The sequence below is a fragment of the Asticcacaulis benevestitus DSM 16100 = ATCC BAA-896 genome (genome assembly GCF_000376105.1).
Lineage (GTDB): Bacteria > Pseudomonadota > Alphaproteobacteria > Caulobacterales > Caulobacteraceae > Asticcacaulis > Asticcacaulis benevestitus.
Map to the genome: position 1 here is coordinate 238,326 of NZ_AQWM01000003.1, position 16,367 is coordinate 254,692.

16 protein-coding genes are annotated in these 16,367 nt (G+C 60.4%); 10 read left to right on the plus strand and 6 right to left on the minus strand.

Going from position 1 to position 16,367, the window contains the following annotated elements:
* Nucleotides 1-14 precede the first annotated feature (14 nt).
* Together B060_RS0106845 and B060_RS0106850 are read right to left on the minus strand one after the other, a co-directional pair.
* Nucleotides 15-941: an ROK family protein gene (locus tag B060_RS0106845; RefSeq protein WP_018081028.1), complete on the minus strand. Its 927-nt coding sequence runs from the start codon at nt 939-941 to the stop codon at nt 15-17.
* A 101-nt stretch (nt 942-1,042) separates the two neighbouring features.
* Nucleotides 1,043-2,395: a sugar MFS transporter gene (locus tag B060_RS0106850; protein ID WP_018081029.1), complete on the minus strand. Its 1,353-nt coding sequence runs from the start codon at nt 2,393-2,395 to the stop codon at nt 1,043-1,045.
* A 453-nt stretch (nt 2,396-2,848) separates the two neighbouring features.
* Here B060_RS0106850 and pyk point away from each other — a divergent pair, with 453 nt between their 5' ends.
* Together pyk and B060_RS0106860 are read left to right on the plus strand one after the other, a co-directional pair.
* Nucleotides 2,849-4,351 (plus strand): pyruvate kinase, encoded by a 1,503-nt coding sequence (gene pyk, locus B060_RS0106855; RefSeq protein WP_018081030.1) that lies wholly within the window; start codon nt 2,849-2,851, stop codon nt 4,349-4,351.
* 30 nt (nt 4,352-4,381) lie between these two features.
* Nucleotides 4,382-4,792 carry a hypothetical protein gene (locus tag B060_RS0106860; protein ID WP_155847728.1) on the plus strand — a complete coding sequence of 137 codons (411 nt, stop codon included), beginning with the start codon at nt 4,382-4,384 and terminating at the stop codon, nt 4,790-4,792.
* 79 nt (nt 4,793-4,871) lie between these two features.
* On the opposite strand, the gene B060_RS0106865 is transcribed toward B060_RS0106860, so the two are convergent.
* Together B060_RS0106865 and B060_RS0106870 are read right to left on the minus strand one after the other, a co-directional pair.
* Nucleotides 4,872-5,816 (minus strand): Gfo/Idh/MocA family protein, encoded by a 945-nt coding sequence (locus tag B060_RS0106865; RefSeq protein WP_018081032.1) that lies wholly within the window; start codon nt 5,814-5,816, stop codon nt 4,872-4,874.
* Between the two features lie 70 nt (nt 5,817-5,886).
* A complete protein-coding gene (locus B060_RS0106870; RefSeq protein WP_031220680.1) occupies nt 5,887-6,246 on the minus strand; it encodes an L-rhamnose mutarotase in 360 nt (119 codons plus the stop codon).
* A gap of 231 nt (nt 6,247-6,477) precedes the next feature.
* Between B060_RS0106870 and fucP the strand changes: the two genes are divergently transcribed.
* From fucP to B060_RS0106910, 8 genes are all read left to right on the plus strand, one after another.
* Nucleotides 6,478-7,761, plus strand: a complete 1,284-nt coding sequence (fucP, locus tag B060_RS0106875) for an L-fucose:H+ symporter permease (RefSeq protein WP_018081034.1) — start codon at nt 6,478-6,480, stop codon at nt 7,759-7,761.
* Nucleotides 7,761-8,585, plus strand: a complete 825-nt coding sequence (locus B060_RS0106880; RefSeq protein WP_018081035.1) for an amidohydrolase family protein — start codon at nt 7,761-7,763, stop codon at nt 8,583-8,585. The genes fucP and B060_RS0106880 overlap by 1 nt, the downstream gene beginning before the upstream one ends.
* A 9-nt stretch (nt 8,586-8,594) precedes the next feature.
* On the plus strand, nt 8,595-9,350 hold the full coding sequence (locus B060_RS0106885) for an IclR family transcriptional regulator (protein ID WP_018081036.1): 756 nt from the start codon (nt 8,595-8,597) through the stop codon (nt 9,348-9,350).
* A gap of 96 nt (nt 9,351-9,446) precedes the next feature.
* The gene (locus tag B060_RS0106890; RefSeq protein WP_018081037.1) at nt 9,447-10,490 is read left to right on the plus strand and encodes an aldo/keto reductase; all 1,044 of its coding nucleotides are present in this window, start codon (nt 9,447-9,449) and stop codon (nt 10,488-10,490) included.
* Complete coding sequence (locus B060_RS0106895) at nt 10,487-10,804, plus strand: UxaA family hydrolase (protein WP_018081038.1); 318 nt, start codon at nt 10,487-10,489, stop codon at nt 10,802-10,804. Before B060_RS0106890 ends, B060_RS0106895 begins: the two co-directional genes overlap by 4 nt.
* Nucleotides 10,794-12,029, plus strand: coding sequence for a UxaA family hydrolase (locus tag B060_RS0106900; protein WP_018081039.1), 1,236 nt, complete (start codon nt 10,794-10,796; stop codon nt 12,027-12,029). Before B060_RS0106895 ends, B060_RS0106900 begins: the two co-directional genes overlap by 11 nt.
* A 43-nt stretch (nt 12,030-12,072) precedes the next feature.
* Nucleotides 12,073-12,801 (plus strand): SDR family oxidoreductase, encoded by a 729-nt coding sequence (locus B060_RS0106905; RefSeq protein WP_018081040.1) that lies wholly within the window; start codon nt 12,073-12,075, stop codon nt 12,799-12,801.
* Between the two features lie 126 nt (nt 12,802-12,927).
* Entirely contained in the window at nt 12,928-13,773 is an 846-nt protein-coding gene (locus tag B060_RS0106910) for a fumarylacetoacetate hydrolase family protein (RefSeq protein WP_018081041.1), read from the plus strand.
* Between the two features lie 154 nt (nt 13,774-13,927).
* Here the strand turns inward: B060_RS0106910 and B060_RS0106915 are convergent, their stop codons facing one another.
* Together B060_RS0106915 and B060_RS0106920 are read right to left on the minus strand one after the other, a co-directional pair.
* On the minus strand, nt 13,928-14,770 hold the full coding sequence (locus B060_RS0106915; RefSeq protein ID WP_018081042.1) for an aldose 1-epimerase: 843 nt from the start codon (nt 14,768-14,770) through the stop codon (nt 13,928-13,930).
* Nucleotides 14,771-14,882: 112 nt separating this feature from the next.
* Nucleotides 14,883-16,313, minus strand: a complete 1,431-nt coding sequence (locus tag B060_RS0106920; protein ID WP_081606804.1) for a sugar porter family MFS transporter — start codon at nt 16,311-16,313, stop codon at nt 14,883-14,885.
* Nucleotides 16,314-16,367 lie beyond the last annotated feature (54 nt).

Here is a 16,367-nt window from a genome sequence, read left to right on the forward strand (position 1 = left end):
GAATGCTTCTGTATTTAGTGCCCTTGCGCCCACAGATAGGCGGCGCCGCGCACACCCGACGAATCGCCCCACTTGGCCGGAACCAGCTTGGCCTGCCAACCATCGCTGAACACATAGGGCAGGATCTTGCCGGGCAGACGGTCATAGATTTCAGGCACATTGCTGAGCCCGCCGCCGAAGACGAACACGTCCGGATCGAGCGAATTGACGATCAGCGCCATGCCGCGGCCAAGGCGGTCCATCAGGCGGTCAAAGGCCGCTTCGGCCTGCGCATCACCGGCGCGCATGGCGTTGATAATCTCTTCGCCCTTGTGCGGACGCCCCGTGACGGCGTTGAAATCGCGCGCGAAACCGGTGCCCGACACCCACATTTCCAGACAGCCCTTGTGGCCGCACCAGCATTCCGGCCCGGGGAACTCCCCTTCTTTCATCCATGGCAGGGGAATGTGTCCCCATTCGCCGGCCAGGCCATTGGCGCCTTCTACGAGGTGTCCATTGACGACCACACCGCCGCCGCAACCTGTGCCGACGATGATGGCGAACACGTTTGGCGCGCCCTTGGCGGCGCCGTCGATGGCTTCAGACAGCGCCAGGCAGTTGGCGTCATTGGCCAGACGCACCGGACGCTGGAGCGCGGATTCGAGGTCTTCGCGGAAGGTCTTGCCATTCAGCCAGGTCGAGTTGGCATTGCGCATCACGCCGGTGCGCGGGCTGACGGAACCGGGGGCGCCGACGCCGATGGTGGCGATGCGATTGGCCAGCGAAGGGTCTTTTTCTTTGGCCTCGGCTTCAACGCGGGCGATCAGGTCGCAGACCACTTTCAGCGCGTCGGCATAGTTGCCAGGATTGGGATCGCGCTGGCGGGCCAGAAATTCACCCGAGCCCGAAAGGGCTGCCGCCTCGATCTTCGTTCCGCCAAAATCAACACCGACGTAAAGCATGCTGTATCCGAATTCTATTTCGTTTTTATTTAATCGTATAAAAACAGAAAACCCCCGGAAACGCCAGATTATGACGCTTCCAGGGGCTATCCGTTCAGGGTTTAGTGGCCGCCGGAGACGCCTTCTTCGATGGCATGGATCGGCGCCTTGCGACAGGCGAACGAGAACCACAGCACGTAGACGTAGCAGATCAGCGGGGCGATGAAGCCCATCGACATGGAGCCGGTCATTTCCTGGATCTTGGCGAAGGCCAGCGGCAGAACCGCGCCACCGGCGATAGCCATGCAGAGCAGACCGGACGTTGCCGAGGTCGGCGCGGTCGAACGCTCAAGCGTCAGGGTGAAGATGGTCGGGAACATGATCGAGTTGAACAGGCCGATCAGCAAGGCCGCGAAGGCCGGGATGAGGCCGGAGGTGACAGGCACCGAGGTCAGGATGACGTTGATCATGCCGGTAGGCTCGGTCGGCACCATATCCTTGGTGAAGATAACGACGAGCGCCAGGGCGATGGCGCCCACAGCCACCAGGGTCAGCATGACGTAGTCACGGACGAACTTCAGCAGGGCCGAACCGGCGAAACGGCCGATCATGGCGAACAGCATGTAGAAGGTGGTCAGGTGGCCGGCCGATTGCGCTTCGAGGTTCAGGATCTTGGATTGTTCGAGGAACAACAGCAGGTTCAGCGAAATGGCGACTTCGGCGCCGACGTAGAGGAAGATGCCGATCGAACCAAGGTTCGCCCACTTGGAGGTCAGGGCGGTGAACGGCGATACCAGATGGCCGGTCTTGGGAGCGGCGTCGGTGATCTTCTGACGGACGAGGAAGATCAGGAAGATAAAGAGGACGAGGGCAACGCCGATGGCGAGATAGACATTGGTCACGAAGCCCAGAGCCTGCTGCTTCATCTCTTCGGTGATGACGACGTCCTTCTTGAAGATGTCACCGTTCAGCAGGAAGGAAGCGCCGAAGAACAGGCCACAGGCAGCGCCCAGCGAGTTAAACGACTGCGACAGGTTGAGGCGGAAGGCCGAGCCTTCGGGCTTGCCCATCGAGGCGATCAAAGGGTTGGCCGCGACCTGCAGCAGGGTCACACCCGACGCCATGGTGAACAGGGCGATCAGGAACACCGTATAGATGTGGAGGTTGGCCGCCGCGATGGCGATGAAACAACCCGCGGCGATACCGCCCAGGCCGACCATGACCGACTTGGCGTAACCGACGCGCGACAGGAAGGCCGCCGACGGCAGGGACATGATGAAATAAGCGATGAAGAAGGCGAAGCCGGTCAGCATCGACTGAACCGGCGTCAGGGTGAAGACCGTCTTCATGGTCTTGACGAGCGGATCGAGAAGATTGGTGACCACGGCCCAGATAAAGAAGAGCACGGTCACATAGACCACGGCAAGGCCTAGGCCTCCGCCGCCGGATTTGGAAGAAGCTGAAGAGTCGGACATGTTACCTGCCTGTTAAGCGTTTATGGGTGAAGGTGGCCGCAAGCTGCCTCCCCGGATTAAATAAATCAAATTGCAAAAAACGTGTTTTTGCTGACTTGGCAAATGAAAAACATTGCGCAGTGCAGCAATTCTGCATTTGCCTGACGGTGAATGGGTAACGCGAAATTAATTGTCTGACAAGACTTTGCGCGCGCTCCCCCTGATGCAAAAGTCGCAAACACTGACACCGTCTCGATTATCGCCGTACATCTTTTTGTATAACACGCCATCAAAGGCCTTCCGAAGAATAAGTATGACAATAATTTAACGCAGAAATGCCAACAGGACCAATCAAGACAGCGCTGTCACACCTTGCAGCGCAGCATAAATTTGCACTTGACCCAACGGGAGAATAGAGGCTTTGTCGCACGCGAAAAATACCCCCTGTAAGACAGTGCGTGTCACGCAGCCGCCATGCTCCCGGCCCATGCTGTCGATCGCTTCCAATCCGTGAGATTCCCCTTGAAAATTCTTCGTCGCCGCAAAACCAAGATCGTCGCCACCTTAGGGCCCGCAAGCTCGAACGCCGAGATGCTGGCGCAGCTCTTCCAGGCCGGCGCCGACGTCTTCCGGCTGAACTTCTCGCACGGCAGCCACGAAGATCACGGCCGCAACATCGAACTGATCCGCGAACTGGAAGCCAAGTCGAAGCACCCGATCGGCATCCTGGCCGACGTTCAGGGACCGAAGCTGCGCGTTGGCCGTTTCATGGGCGGCGCCGTGGTGCTGACCAATGGCCAGGCCTTCCGTCTCGACCTCAACCCGACGCCGGGCGATTCGACCCGCGCCAACCTGCCCCACCCCGAAATCATCGCCGCCGCGCAGATCGGTTCGCACCTCCTGCTCGATGACGGCAAGCTGAAGCTGCGCGTCGTCCACGTCCGCGAAGACCATCTGGAAACTATCGTCGTCAATGGCGGCCGCCTGTCCGATCGCAAAGGCGTCAATGTTCCCGACGTCGTGCTGCCGATCCCGGCCCTGACGAAAAAGGACCGCGAAGACATGGCGTTTGCCCTGGAACGCGGCGTCGAATATATCGGCCTGTCGTTCGTGCAGCGTCCGGAAGACGTGCTCGAAGCCAAGGAAATCATCAAGGGCCGCGCCTGGGTGCTGTCCAAGCTGGAAAAGCCGCAAGCGCTCGATAATCTCGAAGAAATCATCCGCCTGTCCGATGCCGTCATGGTCGCCCGCGGCGATCTCGGTGTCGAACTACCGCCGGAAGAAGTGCCGCTAGCGCAAAAGCGTATCGTGCAGGCGTCACGCGCCGCCGGCAAGCCGGTGATCGTGGCCACGCAGATGCTGGAATCGATGATCTCTGCCCCGACGCCCACCCGCGCCGAAGCCTCCGACGTCGCCACCGCCGTCTTCGATGGCGCCGACGCCGTGATGCTGTCGGCCGAAACCGCCGCCGGTCAGTTCCCGATCGAAGCCGTCACCATCATGGACCGGATCGTCGCCCGCGTTGAACAAGACGACGGCTGGCGCACCATGACCGACCGTCGCCGTCCGGAGCCGGAAAAGACGACCTCGGGCGCCATCGCCGCCGCCGCCCGTTCGGTGGCCCAGACGATCAACGCCGTGGCCATCGCCGCCATGACCAACTCGGCCAACACCGTGCTGCGCGTCGCCCGCGAACGCCCGACCGCACCGATCATGGGCCTGACGCCCAATATGGAAACCGCCCGCCGCCTCGCCCTGACCTGGGGCGTGCATCCGGTGCTGACTCCGATCACCCACTCGATGACCGAGACCGTCGCCGTCGCCACCAAGCTGGCGCGCTCCGAAGGCATCGCCGAACCCGGTCAGGACATCGTCATCGTCGCCGGCATGCCGTTCGGCAAGTCGGGCTCGACCAACGCCCTGCGCGTGGCGCGCGTTTCGCGCACCAATGCCGAGGAAGCCGAGTTCGAGGACTAAATAGTGCTGATGTCAGACTGGAATATGATCATGGCAGCCCATGCCGATAGGGCTGTTGATATTGCTCAGCACTATTTCAGTCTGCCATTGGATTATTCACCTGAAATTATCACAAACCTTCAGCAACTAGCCAACAGCGCCGCCAGCGGCATGAGAGATCATTCGTCTGTAGAGCTCTTCAAGCAGGACGACGAGGAAACAGAAATTGATGCCGCCTGCAAGGTATTAGGCGCTTACCTTGGTGAGGTCATTCGCAAGTTAAAAGGCGGCAATTGGGCTATGAATGAGCAGATCAAGCGCGTTGGGCTTGAAATTAAGCCACAGAACTTCTTTTTCCCAGCAAGCGCGTTTTACGGCTGCTTTAATTACGGCGAGAACGAAGGCATCCTTCTGTTTTATAAGAATGCGATTAACCCACCCGTTAGAGGACCTGGAGATTAAGTCTAGGGCTACAATCCAGAAACAGAAAAGGCGCCGTTCGCATACGGCGCCTTTTCTCATAACAACAGGTGTCCGGCGCCTACTCAATATATTCCGGCGCCGCGATGCGCTTACCGAGCAGCATCGCGTCGGCGACGATGCGCAGCGGCGAGAAGTCGGCATCCGACTTGCCGGCGCGGATCAGATCGTGGAAGTGCGCGTAAAGGCCGGCGTATTCCGCTTCCTTCTGCTTGATCAGGGTGCGGCCGTCGATCTCCAGCTCGGTGCCGCCCATGGAGAGGGTCAGCTTCTCGTAGGCCGTCGACTCGACGAAGATGCTCCAGGTCTGGACGCCGGTCTGCAGGAAATCATATTCGGCGCGGATAGGGAAACCGACCTCGGTCATCATGTCCATCTCGACCTGGATCGGCGCGTCGCAATTGACCGGGATATGCAGGTCGGCCTTTTTCACCATGACGGCGTCGGCGAGAATGCGCGTCAGGATCGACAAAGAATTGATGCCCGGATCGAACACGCCGATGCCGCCGGCTTCAAAAATCCATGCCTGGCCGGGGTGCCACTGACGGACATTTTCCTTCCAGTGGATGGTGATGCTCTTGATCTCGCGCTCCGAAATCCACTTGCGCGTGGCCTCCACGGCGGGGGCGAAACGCGAATGCCACGAGGCCAGCAACGACACGCCCTTGGCCGCAGCCAGCGCCTTGATGGCTTCAGCTTCGCCAAGCGTGGCGGCGGGCGGCTTTTCAAGGAAGACGTGGCGGCCGATGGCGATGACCTCCTTGGCGATCTTGTGACGGATCTGCGGCGGGGTGCAGATGGCGATCGCCTCGATCTCAGGGTGCGCCGTCATCATGGCGTCCATATCGGGATAGGCCTTGACGCCTTCCGGACGGGTATGCGGCGAACAGCCGGCCACCAGTTCGAGATGCTTGTTGCCACGAATCGACGGGATATGCTGATCAACGGCGATCTTGCCGAGGCCGATCAGGCCGATTTTCAAAGGCTTCTTACCAAATAGTCCCATCGTCGCGTTTCCTTAAGCACTCTTTGCGGTGTCTTACCGTGACCGCATCATCTTGTAAATTGTAGTATAATTAGTTCTGCTCAGCCAGCGAATAAATCCGCTCCATCGGCAGCCATTTCTGGCCGGGGGCAGCAAACGGCAGGGCCTGCTGGAAATCCCACATCAGTTTTTCCCATGCCTGCACATCGGGGCTTTCGGCATCGGAGGTGGCCTTGGCGGCGGCGTCATAGTTCGGGCCGGGAGTCAGAATCATCATCATGCGGTTGCCGACCAGATAGATTTCCAGCGCCTCGATACCGGCGGCGTGCATGGAAGCATTGATCGCGGCGGGCACCTGTCCGGGTGCGTGCCATTGCTTGTAGCGTTCGATCAGGGCCGGATCATCTTTCAGATCAAGGGCAAAGACCTGCTTTTCAGGTTGGGTCGACATCAGCGTTTCCAGTTGTTCCAAATCGCCCTGACGGGCGGCAAGTGCTTGCCGTAGTCGCAAAATCCGGCAAAGGCAATCGGCCTCTTGAGGGCCATATGTCTGAGTATATAGCGGCGAATGTTTCGGGATGCAAACCCCTGGCACAATTTCATATTTGACGCCGCCATTCATATGTGATGCAAGTAGCGGCAACAAAGCGGTCGGTCAGGCCGCGCACAGGGAAATACTATAATGCCACTCTCCGAACCCGACGCCAAGACCGCCGCACCCGCCCGCGGATTCGCCGCCCTCTGGCCGATCGTGCTGATCACCGCCCTGTTTTTCTTCTGGGGCATGGCCAACAATCTCAACGACATTCTGATTCCGCAATTCAAGAAAGCGTTTACGCTCACCGATTTTGAATCGAGCCTTGTGCAGCAGTCCTTCTATCTTGGCTATTTCCTGATGGCTGTGCCCGCCGGCCTTCTGATGCGGCGCTTTGGCTACAAGGCTGCCGTGATCACCGGCCTGATCATCTTCGCCATCGGCGCCTTCTCCTTCTATCCGGGGGCTGAAATCCGCCAGTATCCCTGGCTGCTGGGCGCGCTGTTCGTTATCGCCGCCGGCCTCGCCTTCCTGGAAACCTCGGCCAACCCGCTGATGACCATTCTCGGTGATGAAAAAAGCGCCGCCTTCCGCCTGAACCTGGCGCAGGCCTTCAATCCGCTCGGCTCGCTGGTCGGCATCTGGGTCGGCAAAACCTTTATCCTGTCGGGCATCGAGCAGATGAACGACACGGCCGATTTTGTCCGCGAGGCCAAGGCTGTGCAGACACCTTATCTGGTCATCGGCTGCGTTATCCTGCTGTGGGCACTGCTCGTCGCCTTCAGCAAATTTCCGCAGGCCGCCACCAAGTCCACGGATGACGCCGACGAAGCCAGGATGACCATCGGCCAGACGCTCAGCGGCCTGCTCAAGCACAAGCATTTCCTCATGGGCGTCGTGGCGCAGTTCTTCTATGTCGGCGCGCAGGTTGGGGTGTGGAGCTTCACGATCAAATACGCCCAGTCCGAAATCGGCATCAGCGACAAGCTGGCGGCGGACTATGTGTTCGCCTCGCTCGTCCTGTTCGCCATCGGCCGCTTCATCGGTACCGCCCTATTGCGCTTCGTCTCAGCCACCAAGCTGCTCGGCGCCTTCGCCGTCATCAACGTGGCCCTGATGGCCTATGCCGCCAGCGTCGGCGGGCTTTACGGCCTCTATGCCATGGTCGGCAGTTCGCTGTTCATGTCGATCATGTTCCCGACCATCTTCGCCACCTCGGTGCGGGGTTTAGGACCGCTCACCAAGACCGGCGCGTCCTTCCTGGTCATGAGCATCATCGGCGGCGCCGTCCTGACCGCCGCCATGGGCCATATCTCCGACATCAGCCACATCAAGACGGCCATCTTCGTGCCGCTGGTCTGTTTCGTAGTCATCGCGCTCTATGGCCTCGGCTCGAAATCTGCCACGGTCGATATGTCGAAGGGGCATTAATGATCATCGATGCCCATCAGCATCTGTGGCAGATTGGCCAGAACGGTCATGAATGGCCCACGCCGGATCTCAGCGTTATTCATCAGGACTTCCTCCCTGAAGACCTGATGACCGCGACGCAAGGCCTCGGCATAACGGGAACGATTCTGGTGCAGTCCCAGCCTTCGGCGCACGATACGGCCTGGATGCTGGAAGTCGCCGCCGCCACGCCGCTGATCAAGGCCGTGGTCGGCTGGACCGACGTGACCGCACCCGATGCCGCCGATCAGATCGCCGCCCTGGCTCGCAAGCCGAAACTCAAGGGCCTGCGCCCGATGCTGCAAGGCCTTGAGGACGACTGGATCCTGCGGGATGCGGCGCAGGCCGGTGTGCAGGCCATGGTGACACACGGCCTGACCTTCGATGCACTGGTGTTCACACGCCATCTGCCGGCCATTGACTCTTTGGCGAAACGCTACCCGGATCTGCGCATCATCATCGATCACGGCGCCAAGCCGGCGATCGCCAGCGGCGACACCGCGCTGTGGTTTGACCGCATCGCCGCCGTGGCGCAGAATGGCAATGTCACCTGCAAGCTGTCCGGTCTTCTGACCGAGGCCGCGCCCGGCCAATCGCCTGATGACCTGACACCTTACGCCGATCATCTGCTGACGGCTTTCGGGTCTGAGCGCCTGATGTGGGGCTCGGACTGGCCGGTGATCCGGCTCAATGGCGATTACCGCCTGTGGTTCGACTGGACGAAGGCCTGGCTTGCCGGCAAACCCGATTCCACACATAACGCCATTATGGGCGAAACCGCCCGCAACCTGTACAGCCTGAATTAGGTCGACCTGATGTCCGATAAAGCCGCCAGCAAATATCGCGCCCCCGCTCTGGAAAAAGGTCTCGATGTTCTGGAACTGCTCGCCACCGCCAAGTCGCCCATGACCCTGTCGCAGATATCGACCCGCCTGGAACGTTCGGTCAGCGAACTATTTCGCATGGTGCAGGTGCTCGAGTCGCGCGGCTATGTCGGTCTGTCGGCGAATGGTGATGGCTTCGACCTGACCAACAAACTGTTTTCGCTCGGCATTTCACGCGGACCGAGCCAGAACCTGCTGGCCACCGCCCTGCCGATGATGCAGGCCTTGAGCGAAGAAACCCGTCAGGCCTGCCATATCGCCATCGCCTCGGATGATCGCATGGTCGTTATCGCTCGTATCGAAGCGCCGGGTGATCTCGGCTTTTCGGTGCGGGTCGGCTATCAGCGTCCGCTGGCGCAAACCACATCCGGGCTTGTGCTTTATGCCTTCCAGAAGGCCAAAATTCGCGATCAGTGGCGCAAGCTGCTGCGCCCCGGCCTGACAGATGAAGCGTGGGAAACCTTTGAGGCCCATGCCGAACAGGCGGTGGACCAAGGCCATTACACCGCTGCTTCCGGCTATATCGACGGCATCACCGATATTTCCTGCCCGGTCATCAACGATGTCGGCGTCATCGCTGCCCTGACCATGCCGTGGATACATGTCGAGGACGGGATCAGCCTTGAAGAGGCTCTTAGCCGTTTGAAAGACAGTGCCCGTGCCATCAGCAAAACGCTTGGCGGATAGCGCGATTGCCCTTGATTCCCGCGTGACCGAACGCTATCTATTTTATCTATAAGAACAGTTTCAAACTTGAACAACAGAGCAGAGGACGCTCCTTACGTGACATCAGCGCATCCTTTTCCCCATCGTCTTCTTGGTTCGACCTCGGTCGCGGTGAGCCGCCTCGGTTTCGGCGCTGCGGCGCTTGGCAACCTCTACCGCGTCATTTCGGACGAGTCGGCGCAATCCTCCCTCAGTGCGGCCCTTGCTGCCGGTATCGCCTATGTCGATACCGCGCCCCATTACGGACAAGGCCTTTCGGAACGCCGTGTCGGGGCAGGTCTGTCGGATGGCATTACCCTTTCCACGAAAGTCGGCCGCGTCCTGACACCAGTAACACCGCCGCCCGCGCCGGGGACCGAGCGTCACGGTTTCATCGACGGCGATCCCTTCGAGCCGAACTTTGATTACACCTATGATGGCGTCATGCGCTCATTCGAGGCCAGTCAGGCGCGCCTGAAACGCGAGCGCATCGACATTCTGCTGGCCCATGATCTTGGCGAGGTCACGCATGGTGACGACGCCAAGGGACACATGAAGGCCTTTCTTGATGGCGGCTACAAGGCGATGCGCGCCCTGAAGGATCAGGGTCTGGTCGGCGCCATCGGTCTTGGCGTCAACGAATCCGAGGTCTGCGAAGAGGTGATGGCGCAGGTCGAGATCGACGCCATCCTGCTGGCCGGCCGCTACACCCTGCTGGAGCAGACGACGCTGGATCGCTTCCTGCCGGCCTGTCAGGCCAAAAACATCAGCATCATACTGGGCGGCCCGTTCAATTCGGGCATCCTCGTCGAAGGTATCAAGGGGGATACTGTGCCGCACTACAATTACGAAGCGGCGCCGCCCCATATCATCCATCGCGTCAGAGCGCTGCAGAGCGTCTGCGCTTCCCACAGCGTGCCTTTGGCCGCCGCGGCCCTGCAATTCCCGCTGGCGCATCCGGCCGTGGCCTGCGTCATCCCCGGCATGGCCGATGCCGCTCAGGTCAAGGCCAATGTCGCCCTGTTCGAGACCGAGATTCCCGCCGCTCTCTGGGACGATCTCAAATCCGAAGGGCTGCTGCATGACGCGGCCCCCATTCCCAAGGCAAGGATTTTGTCATGAGCGATAACGCCACCTTCGTGAGCCCCTTCATCCTGCTGCATCCGGATGACAATGTGCTGGTCTGCCGGCAACACGCCTTTCGCGGACAGACCATCACGCTCGACGGCGAGACCGTCATCCTGGCCGATGAGATCACCGTAGGCCACAAGATCGCCCGCCGTGCTTTGAGCGCCGGCGACAAGATCATCAAGTACGGCGCCCCGATCGGCTCCATGAAACAAGACGTGCCGCGCGGCGCGCACGTTCACATGCACAATATGCAAAGCGACTATATCAAAAGCCATACACGTGAGGTCACCGGCCATGGTCACTAAAACTGGGGACACCACAACCTTCCCGTCCTTTCAGGCCTGGCTGCGTCCCGATGGCCGCAAGGGCATCCGCAACGTCATCTGCGTCGTCTATCTGGTCGAGTGTGCCCACCACGTGGCGCGCAAGATCGTCAACACCTGCAATGACGACGAAGTTCACCTGATCGGCTTCCCCGGCTGCTATCCGAACGATTACGCCTACAAGATGATGGAGGCCCTGTGCACCCACCCGAACGTCGGCGGCGCGGTTCTGGTATCGCTCGGTTGCGAGAGCTTTAACCGCGAAGCCCTCAAGCGTCATATCGAAGCCTCCGGCCGTCCGGTCGAGACCTATGTCATTCAGAACGAAGGCGGCACCCTGGCCACCATCGAAAAGGGCGTCGCGGCGGTCCGTCGCATTCAGACCATCGCCAACCAGACGCCACGCGGTGATATGGACGTCTCCGAACTGATCGTCGGCACCATCTGCGGCGGCTCGGACGGCACCTCCGGCATCACCGCCAATCCGGCGGTCGGTCGCGCCTTCGATACGCTGGGCGCCGCCGGTGCCACCTGCATCTTCGAGGAAACCGGCGAACTGGTCGGCTGCGAAAAGATCATGGCCTCGCGCGCCGTCACGCCCGAACTGGGCGCCGAACTGGAAGCCTCTGTCGTCAAGGCCGAGCACTATTACACCATCATGGGCTTCGGCTCTTTCGCACCCGGCAACGCCGAGGGCGGCCTGACGACGCAGGAAGAAAAGTCGATGGGCGCCTATTCGAAATCAGGCTCCGCGCCGATCTGCGGCATCATCAAGCCCGGCGATGTACCGCCTACCGGCGGCCTCTATCTGCTTGATGTCGTGCCCGATGGCGAGCCGCGCTTTGGCTTCCCGAACATTTCCGACAATGCCGAAATCGTCGAAATGATCGCCTGCGGCGCTCACGTAACGCTTTTCACCACCGGACGCGGCAGCGTGGTCGGATCGGCCATCTCGCCGGTCATCAAGGTGTGCGCCAATCCGGAAACCTACCGCAAGCTTTCCGGCGACATGGATATCGACGCCGGCAGCATCATGGAAGGCCGCGCCACGCTCGATCAGGTCGGCGAGGACATCACCGATCTGGTGCTGCGCGTCGCCGTCGGTGAGCGTTCGCTCTCCGAGGCCATGGGGCACCAGGAATTTATCCTGACCTACAAGGCGTTCGATCCCATAGGCCCGGCTTGCTTACCCCTGCGCCGCGCGTAAGCCCATGCGCATACATCATTTTTGAAGACCCTAGGAGTAACTCATGGGACGTTTAACCGGCAAGACCGCCCTCATCACCGCCGCCGGTCAGGGCATCGGCCGCGCCACGGCAGAGCTGTTCGTCAAGGAAGGTGCGACCGTCATCGCCACCGACATCAATGCCGACACCCTGGCGGATTTCGCCGGCGCCACCACCCGCGTGCTTGACGTCACCAACGCGGAGGCGGTCAAGGCCATCGCTGCCGAATTTCCACAAGTCAACGTACTCTATAATTGCGCGGGCTACGTCCATGCCGGCACCATTCTCGAATGCGACGAGGACTCCTGGCAGTTCGCGCTGAACCTCAACGTCACCGCCATGTACCGCATGATCCGCGCCTTCCTGCCCTCGATGCTGGAGGCCGGCGGCGCTTCGATCATCAACATGTCGTCCATCGCCTCATCGGTGAAGGGCATCCCCAACCGCTTTTCCTACTGCGCCACCAAGGCCGGCGTGATCGGCCTCACCAAGTCGGTGGCCGCCGATTTTGTCACCAAAGGTATCCGCTGCAACGCCATCTGCCCCGGCACGGTCGAAACCCCCTCCCTGCTCCAGCGCCTGCGTGACACCGGCGATTTCGACAAGGCCTATGGCGAATTCACCGCCCGTCAGGCCATGGGCCGCTTCGGCCGCGCCGAGGAGCTGGCCAATCTGGCGCTTTATCTCGCTTCCGACGAATCCAGCTTTACGACCGGCCAGGCGCATATCATTGATGGTGGCTGGATCAACTAGCAAGGGGCACAGCCCCTTGACCCGTAACTTGACAGCGTTTGCTGCTTCCTTATCCTCCCCTGCAAAGCGGGGGAGGTGTCACGGCGAAGTCCGTGACGGAGGGGGCGACTACACAGGAACCACATTATGAAACTTCTCCGCTTCGGCCCTTCGGGCTCTGAAAAACCCGGCCTGCTCGATTCTGACGGCCAGATCCGCGACCTTTCCGGCATTGTCGATGATATCGCCGGCGATGTGCTCTCCGAAGCCTCGCTGGCAAAGCTCGCCGCCATCGACCCAACGACGCTGCCCCTCGCCCCCGCCGGTTCGCGTTACGGCCCGTGCGTCGGCCGCGTCGGCAAGTTCATTTGTATCGGCCTCAACTATGCCGACCACGCCGCCGAGAGCAACCTGCCCGTCCCGTCAGAGCCGGTCATCTTCACCAAGGCGACCTCGGCCATCATCGGGCCGAACGATAACGTGCTGAAGCCGCGCGATTCCACCAAGCTCGACTGGGAAGTCGAACTCGGCATCATCATCGGCAAGACCTGCCGCTATATCGACGCTGCCGATGCGCTCAGTCATGTCGCCGGCTACGTGCTTGTCAATGACGTGTCCGAGCGCGCCTTCCAGAAGGAACGCGGCACCCAATGGGTCAAGGGCAAGGGCTGCGATACCTTCGGTCCGATCGGTCCCTGGCTGGTGACGAAGGACGAGGCCGGCGACTTCAACAATCTGCATATGTGGCTTGAGGTCAACGGCAAGCGTTATCAGAACGGCTCGTCCTCGACCATGGTCTTCAAGGTGCCCCAGATCGTGGCCTACCTGTCGCGCTTCATGTCGCTGCAGCCAGGCGACGTCATCTCGACCGGCACCCCGCCGGGCGTCGGCATGGGCGTAAAGCCGAAGCCGGTGTGGCTCAATCCGGGCGATGTCATGGAACTCGGCATCGAGGGTCTTGGCACACAAAAACAGACGGTTGGCGCGGCTTAAATGAAAGGCCTCTGAGGAAACTCAGAGGCCTTTTTCTGACTTGGGCTCAGACTAAACGCGAGGAGTTTTTTTCATGTGAGCAGAAGGTTAGCGCCGCAGGTACACTGCCTACCTGCAAGCGACGCCGACGCACGCACAGGGAAAAGAACCGCGTTTAGAAAGCGATATCCATCCAGACGATGGACGTCTCGCCCGCTTTCAGGCACTTGAGGCCGGAATTCGGCTGGTTGAACGGATCGGGCATGTGGTTGACCGGCTCGATGCAGAAATAGTCTTCGCCCAGCGGCACGAACACATGCAGCCAGTGACAATCCGGCGAGGCGCGCAGGGTATGGGTCAGGTGATCGCCGTCATAGATTTCGGCGCGACCGTTGAAGCCGGTATAGGCGTTATCGATGGTGATATCGTGCGCCACCGTATCGGTATGGGTCCAGTCTTTTTTCAACGGCCCGCCATGCCAGTTGCGCGGCAGGATTTCGTCGTCGGAAATCCACACGCCATCGACCGCAGCCTTGAGGCGTGAGTTCGGCGTGCGGTTGAAATAGGGGTGAAAACCGAGCCCCGCCGGCATGGTGCTGCGTGACAGGTTCTTGACGCTGAGAAAGGCGCGCAGGCCCGCCGGGCGCAGTTCATAGATCAGCGTCGCTTCGTATTCCCACGGCCAGCTATCCGGCGCGTGGCGATAGCTCAGCACGGCACGGCTCGCAGTGGCCTCGACCACCTTCCAGCGGTTTTGCCAGCCATGGCCGTGCAAGGTGTGCGGGCTGCCCTCGTGGTTCGACGGCAGCTTGACCTTGTGGCCCTCCACCATGAACTCGCCGTTACGGATGCGATTGCAGAACGGCACGAGCGGAAAACAAGCGGTGAAAAGCACGCGCTGCTCGCCGTCCAAGGTCGGACGGAGGACATCTGCGCCCTTGTGGATCAGGCGCGAAACGCTGCCGCCCACATCGGGGTTGATATCAAGACTTGTGTCGGCGGAGCTTAAGCGCAGCATTTTATGGTCTCTTTTTTTTTGCGCTATCGCTATCGCTGCTTGAGCGCATTATCGCTTAAAGGCAGAAAGGCGGAACCCCTGTAAGATTCCGCCCCTTTTGATATCGTAAACTCTACGACTTCTTCCACAGGCCTTCAATGGCCTCCAGAGTCTTGCCCTTGGTTTCCGGCACGAACTTCCACACGAACAGCGCTGCCAGAACCGAGCAGGCGGCGTAAACGTAGTAGTTCAGGCCGTGATTGAAGACGGCATTGATCGCCGTATCGCCGTCGACCACCTTGAAGGAGGCGGTGACGATATAGTTGGAGATCCATTGCGCCGCGACCGCGACGGCCATGGCCGGTCCCTTGATCGAGTTCGGGAACATTTCCGACAGCAGCACCCATACGACCGGCCCCCAAGACAGGGCGAAACCGGCGATGTAGAAGATGGCGGCGAACAACAGCGCATTGCCTTCGGTGTGGTTCTGGAACATCCAGCCCAGAGCGGCCATCGAGGCCGCCATCATCAGCGCGCCGAGGATGAGCAGCGGCTTGCGGCCCCAGCGATCGACGGTGGCGGTGGCGACCAGGGTGAACAGCACATTGGCCGCGCCGACGATGACGGTTTGCAGCAAGGCTGTATCAGTGCCGGAGCCCATGTTCTTGAACATCAGCGGCGCGTAATAGAGCACGGCGTTGATGCCGACGAACTGCTGGAAGACCGAGAGCAGCACGCCGATGACGATAACGCCCACGCCGAACGAGAACAGCTTGCCGGAGTTGGCCTTCAGGCTGTCCTTGATTTCGACCATGGTGTTTTCGGCTTCTTCAGGGCCGTCAAGCTGGGTCAGCAGGGCGCGCGCCTTGTCTTCCTTGCCCTTCATCATATACCAGCGCGGGGTATCGGGCATGAAGAAGGCGGCCAGGAAGAACAGGCCGGCGGGGATGGCGCAGGAGGCCAGCATGTGGCGCCAGCCGGTGGACAGCACCCAGGCGTCATCACCCATTTCGCCGATCTTGAGATTGACGAAATAGACCAGCAACATACCGCCGACGATGGCGATCTGCTGGAACGTGACCAGCAGGCCGCGATGCTTGGCGGGCGCGATTTCCGCGATGTACATCGGCGAAATCAACGAGGCCATGCCGATGGCAACGCCACCGAGGAAGCGGTAAATCTGGAAGGGGGTAAGCGCATCGACGCCCATGCCACCGATCGGGGCCAAACCGAACTCAGGATAACCGGCGAGGATCGACGAGATGAAAAAGATAACGGCGGCAATCATCATGCCGGTGCGGCGACCGATCGACGTAGCCAGAGGGCCGGCGATCAGTGAGCCGAGGAAACAGCCCCACAGGGCGATGCCGACGGCGTTGCCGGTCATGGCGTTGCGTGCCATTTCCGACAGTTCGGTACGTGGCTGGACAAAATTGTGATCGATGGCTTCGACCGCGCCGGATATGACGGCGGTGTCGTAGCCGAACAGCAAACCGCCCAGCGCCGCGCCAATGGCGAGCCCCATGACCAGTCCCATGTTCACGGACTTCGTTGTTGAGGACATCCCTCTACTCCCTTGTAAACGGACACATGGTCCGTATTCCCTTGACCTTTAAGC

What these genes read in the sequence shown, in the direction of transcription:
- fucP (WP_018081034.1), top strand. Translation starts at nt 6,478, where the DNA reads ATGCCACTCTCCGAACCCGACGCCAAGACCGCCGCACCCGCCCGCGGA.
- B060_RS0106870 (WP_031220680.1), bottom strand. Translation starts at nt 6,246, where the DNA reads ATGTCGACCCAACCTGAAAAGCAGGTCTTTGCCCTTGATCTGAAAGAT.
- B060_RS0106905 (WP_018081040.1), top strand. Translation starts at nt 12,073, where the DNA reads ATGGGACGTTTAACCGGCAAGACCGCCCTCATCACCGCCGCCGGTCAG.
- B060_RS0106880 (WP_018081035.1), top strand. Translation starts at nt 7,761, where the DNA reads ATGATCATCGATGCCCATCAGCATCTGTGGCAGATTGGCCAGAACGGT.
- B060_RS0106865 (WP_018081032.1), bottom strand. Translation starts at nt 5,816, where the DNA reads ATGGGACTATTTGGTAAGAAGCCTTTGAAAATCGGCCTGATCGGCCTC.
- B060_RS0106920 (WP_081606804.1), bottom strand. Translation starts at nt 16,313, where the DNA reads ATGTCCTCAACAACGAAGTCCGTGAACATGGGACTGGTCATGGGGCTC.
- B060_RS0106895 (WP_018081038.1), top strand. Translation starts at nt 10,487, where the DNA reads ATGAGCGATAACGCCACCTTCGTGAGCCCCTTCATCCTGCTGCATCCG.
- B060_RS0106915 (WP_018081042.1), bottom strand. Translation starts at nt 14,770, where the DNA reads ATGCTGCGCTTAAGCTCCGCCGACACAAGTCTTGATATCAACCCCGAT.
- B060_RS0106850 (WP_018081029.1), bottom strand. Translation starts at nt 2,395, where the DNA reads ATGTCCGACTCTTCAGCTTCTTCCAAATCCGGCGGCGGAGGCCTAGGC.
- B060_RS0106845 (WP_018081028.1), bottom strand. Translation starts at nt 941, where the DNA reads ATGCTTTACGTCGGTGTTGATTTTGGCGGAACGAAGATCGAGGCGGCA.
- B060_RS0106860 (WP_155847728.1), top strand. Translation starts at nt 4,382, where the DNA reads ATGGCAGCCCATGCCGATAGGGCTGTTGATATTGCTCAGCACTATTTC.
- pyk (WP_018081030.1), top strand. Translation starts at nt 2,849, where the DNA reads ATGCTCCCGGCCCATGCTGTCGATCGCTTCCAATCCGTGAGATTCCCC.
- B060_RS0106900 (WP_018081039.1), top strand. Translation starts at nt 10,794, where the DNA reads ATGGTCACTAAAACTGGGGACACCACAACCTTCCCGTCCTTTCAGGCC.
- B060_RS0106885 (WP_018081036.1), top strand. Translation starts at nt 8,595, where the DNA reads ATGTCCGATAAAGCCGCCAGCAAATATCGCGCCCCCGCTCTGGAAAAA.
- B060_RS0106910 (WP_018081041.1), top strand. Translation starts at nt 12,928, where the DNA reads ATGAAACTTCTCCGCTTCGGCCCTTCGGGCTCTGAAAAACCCGGCCTG.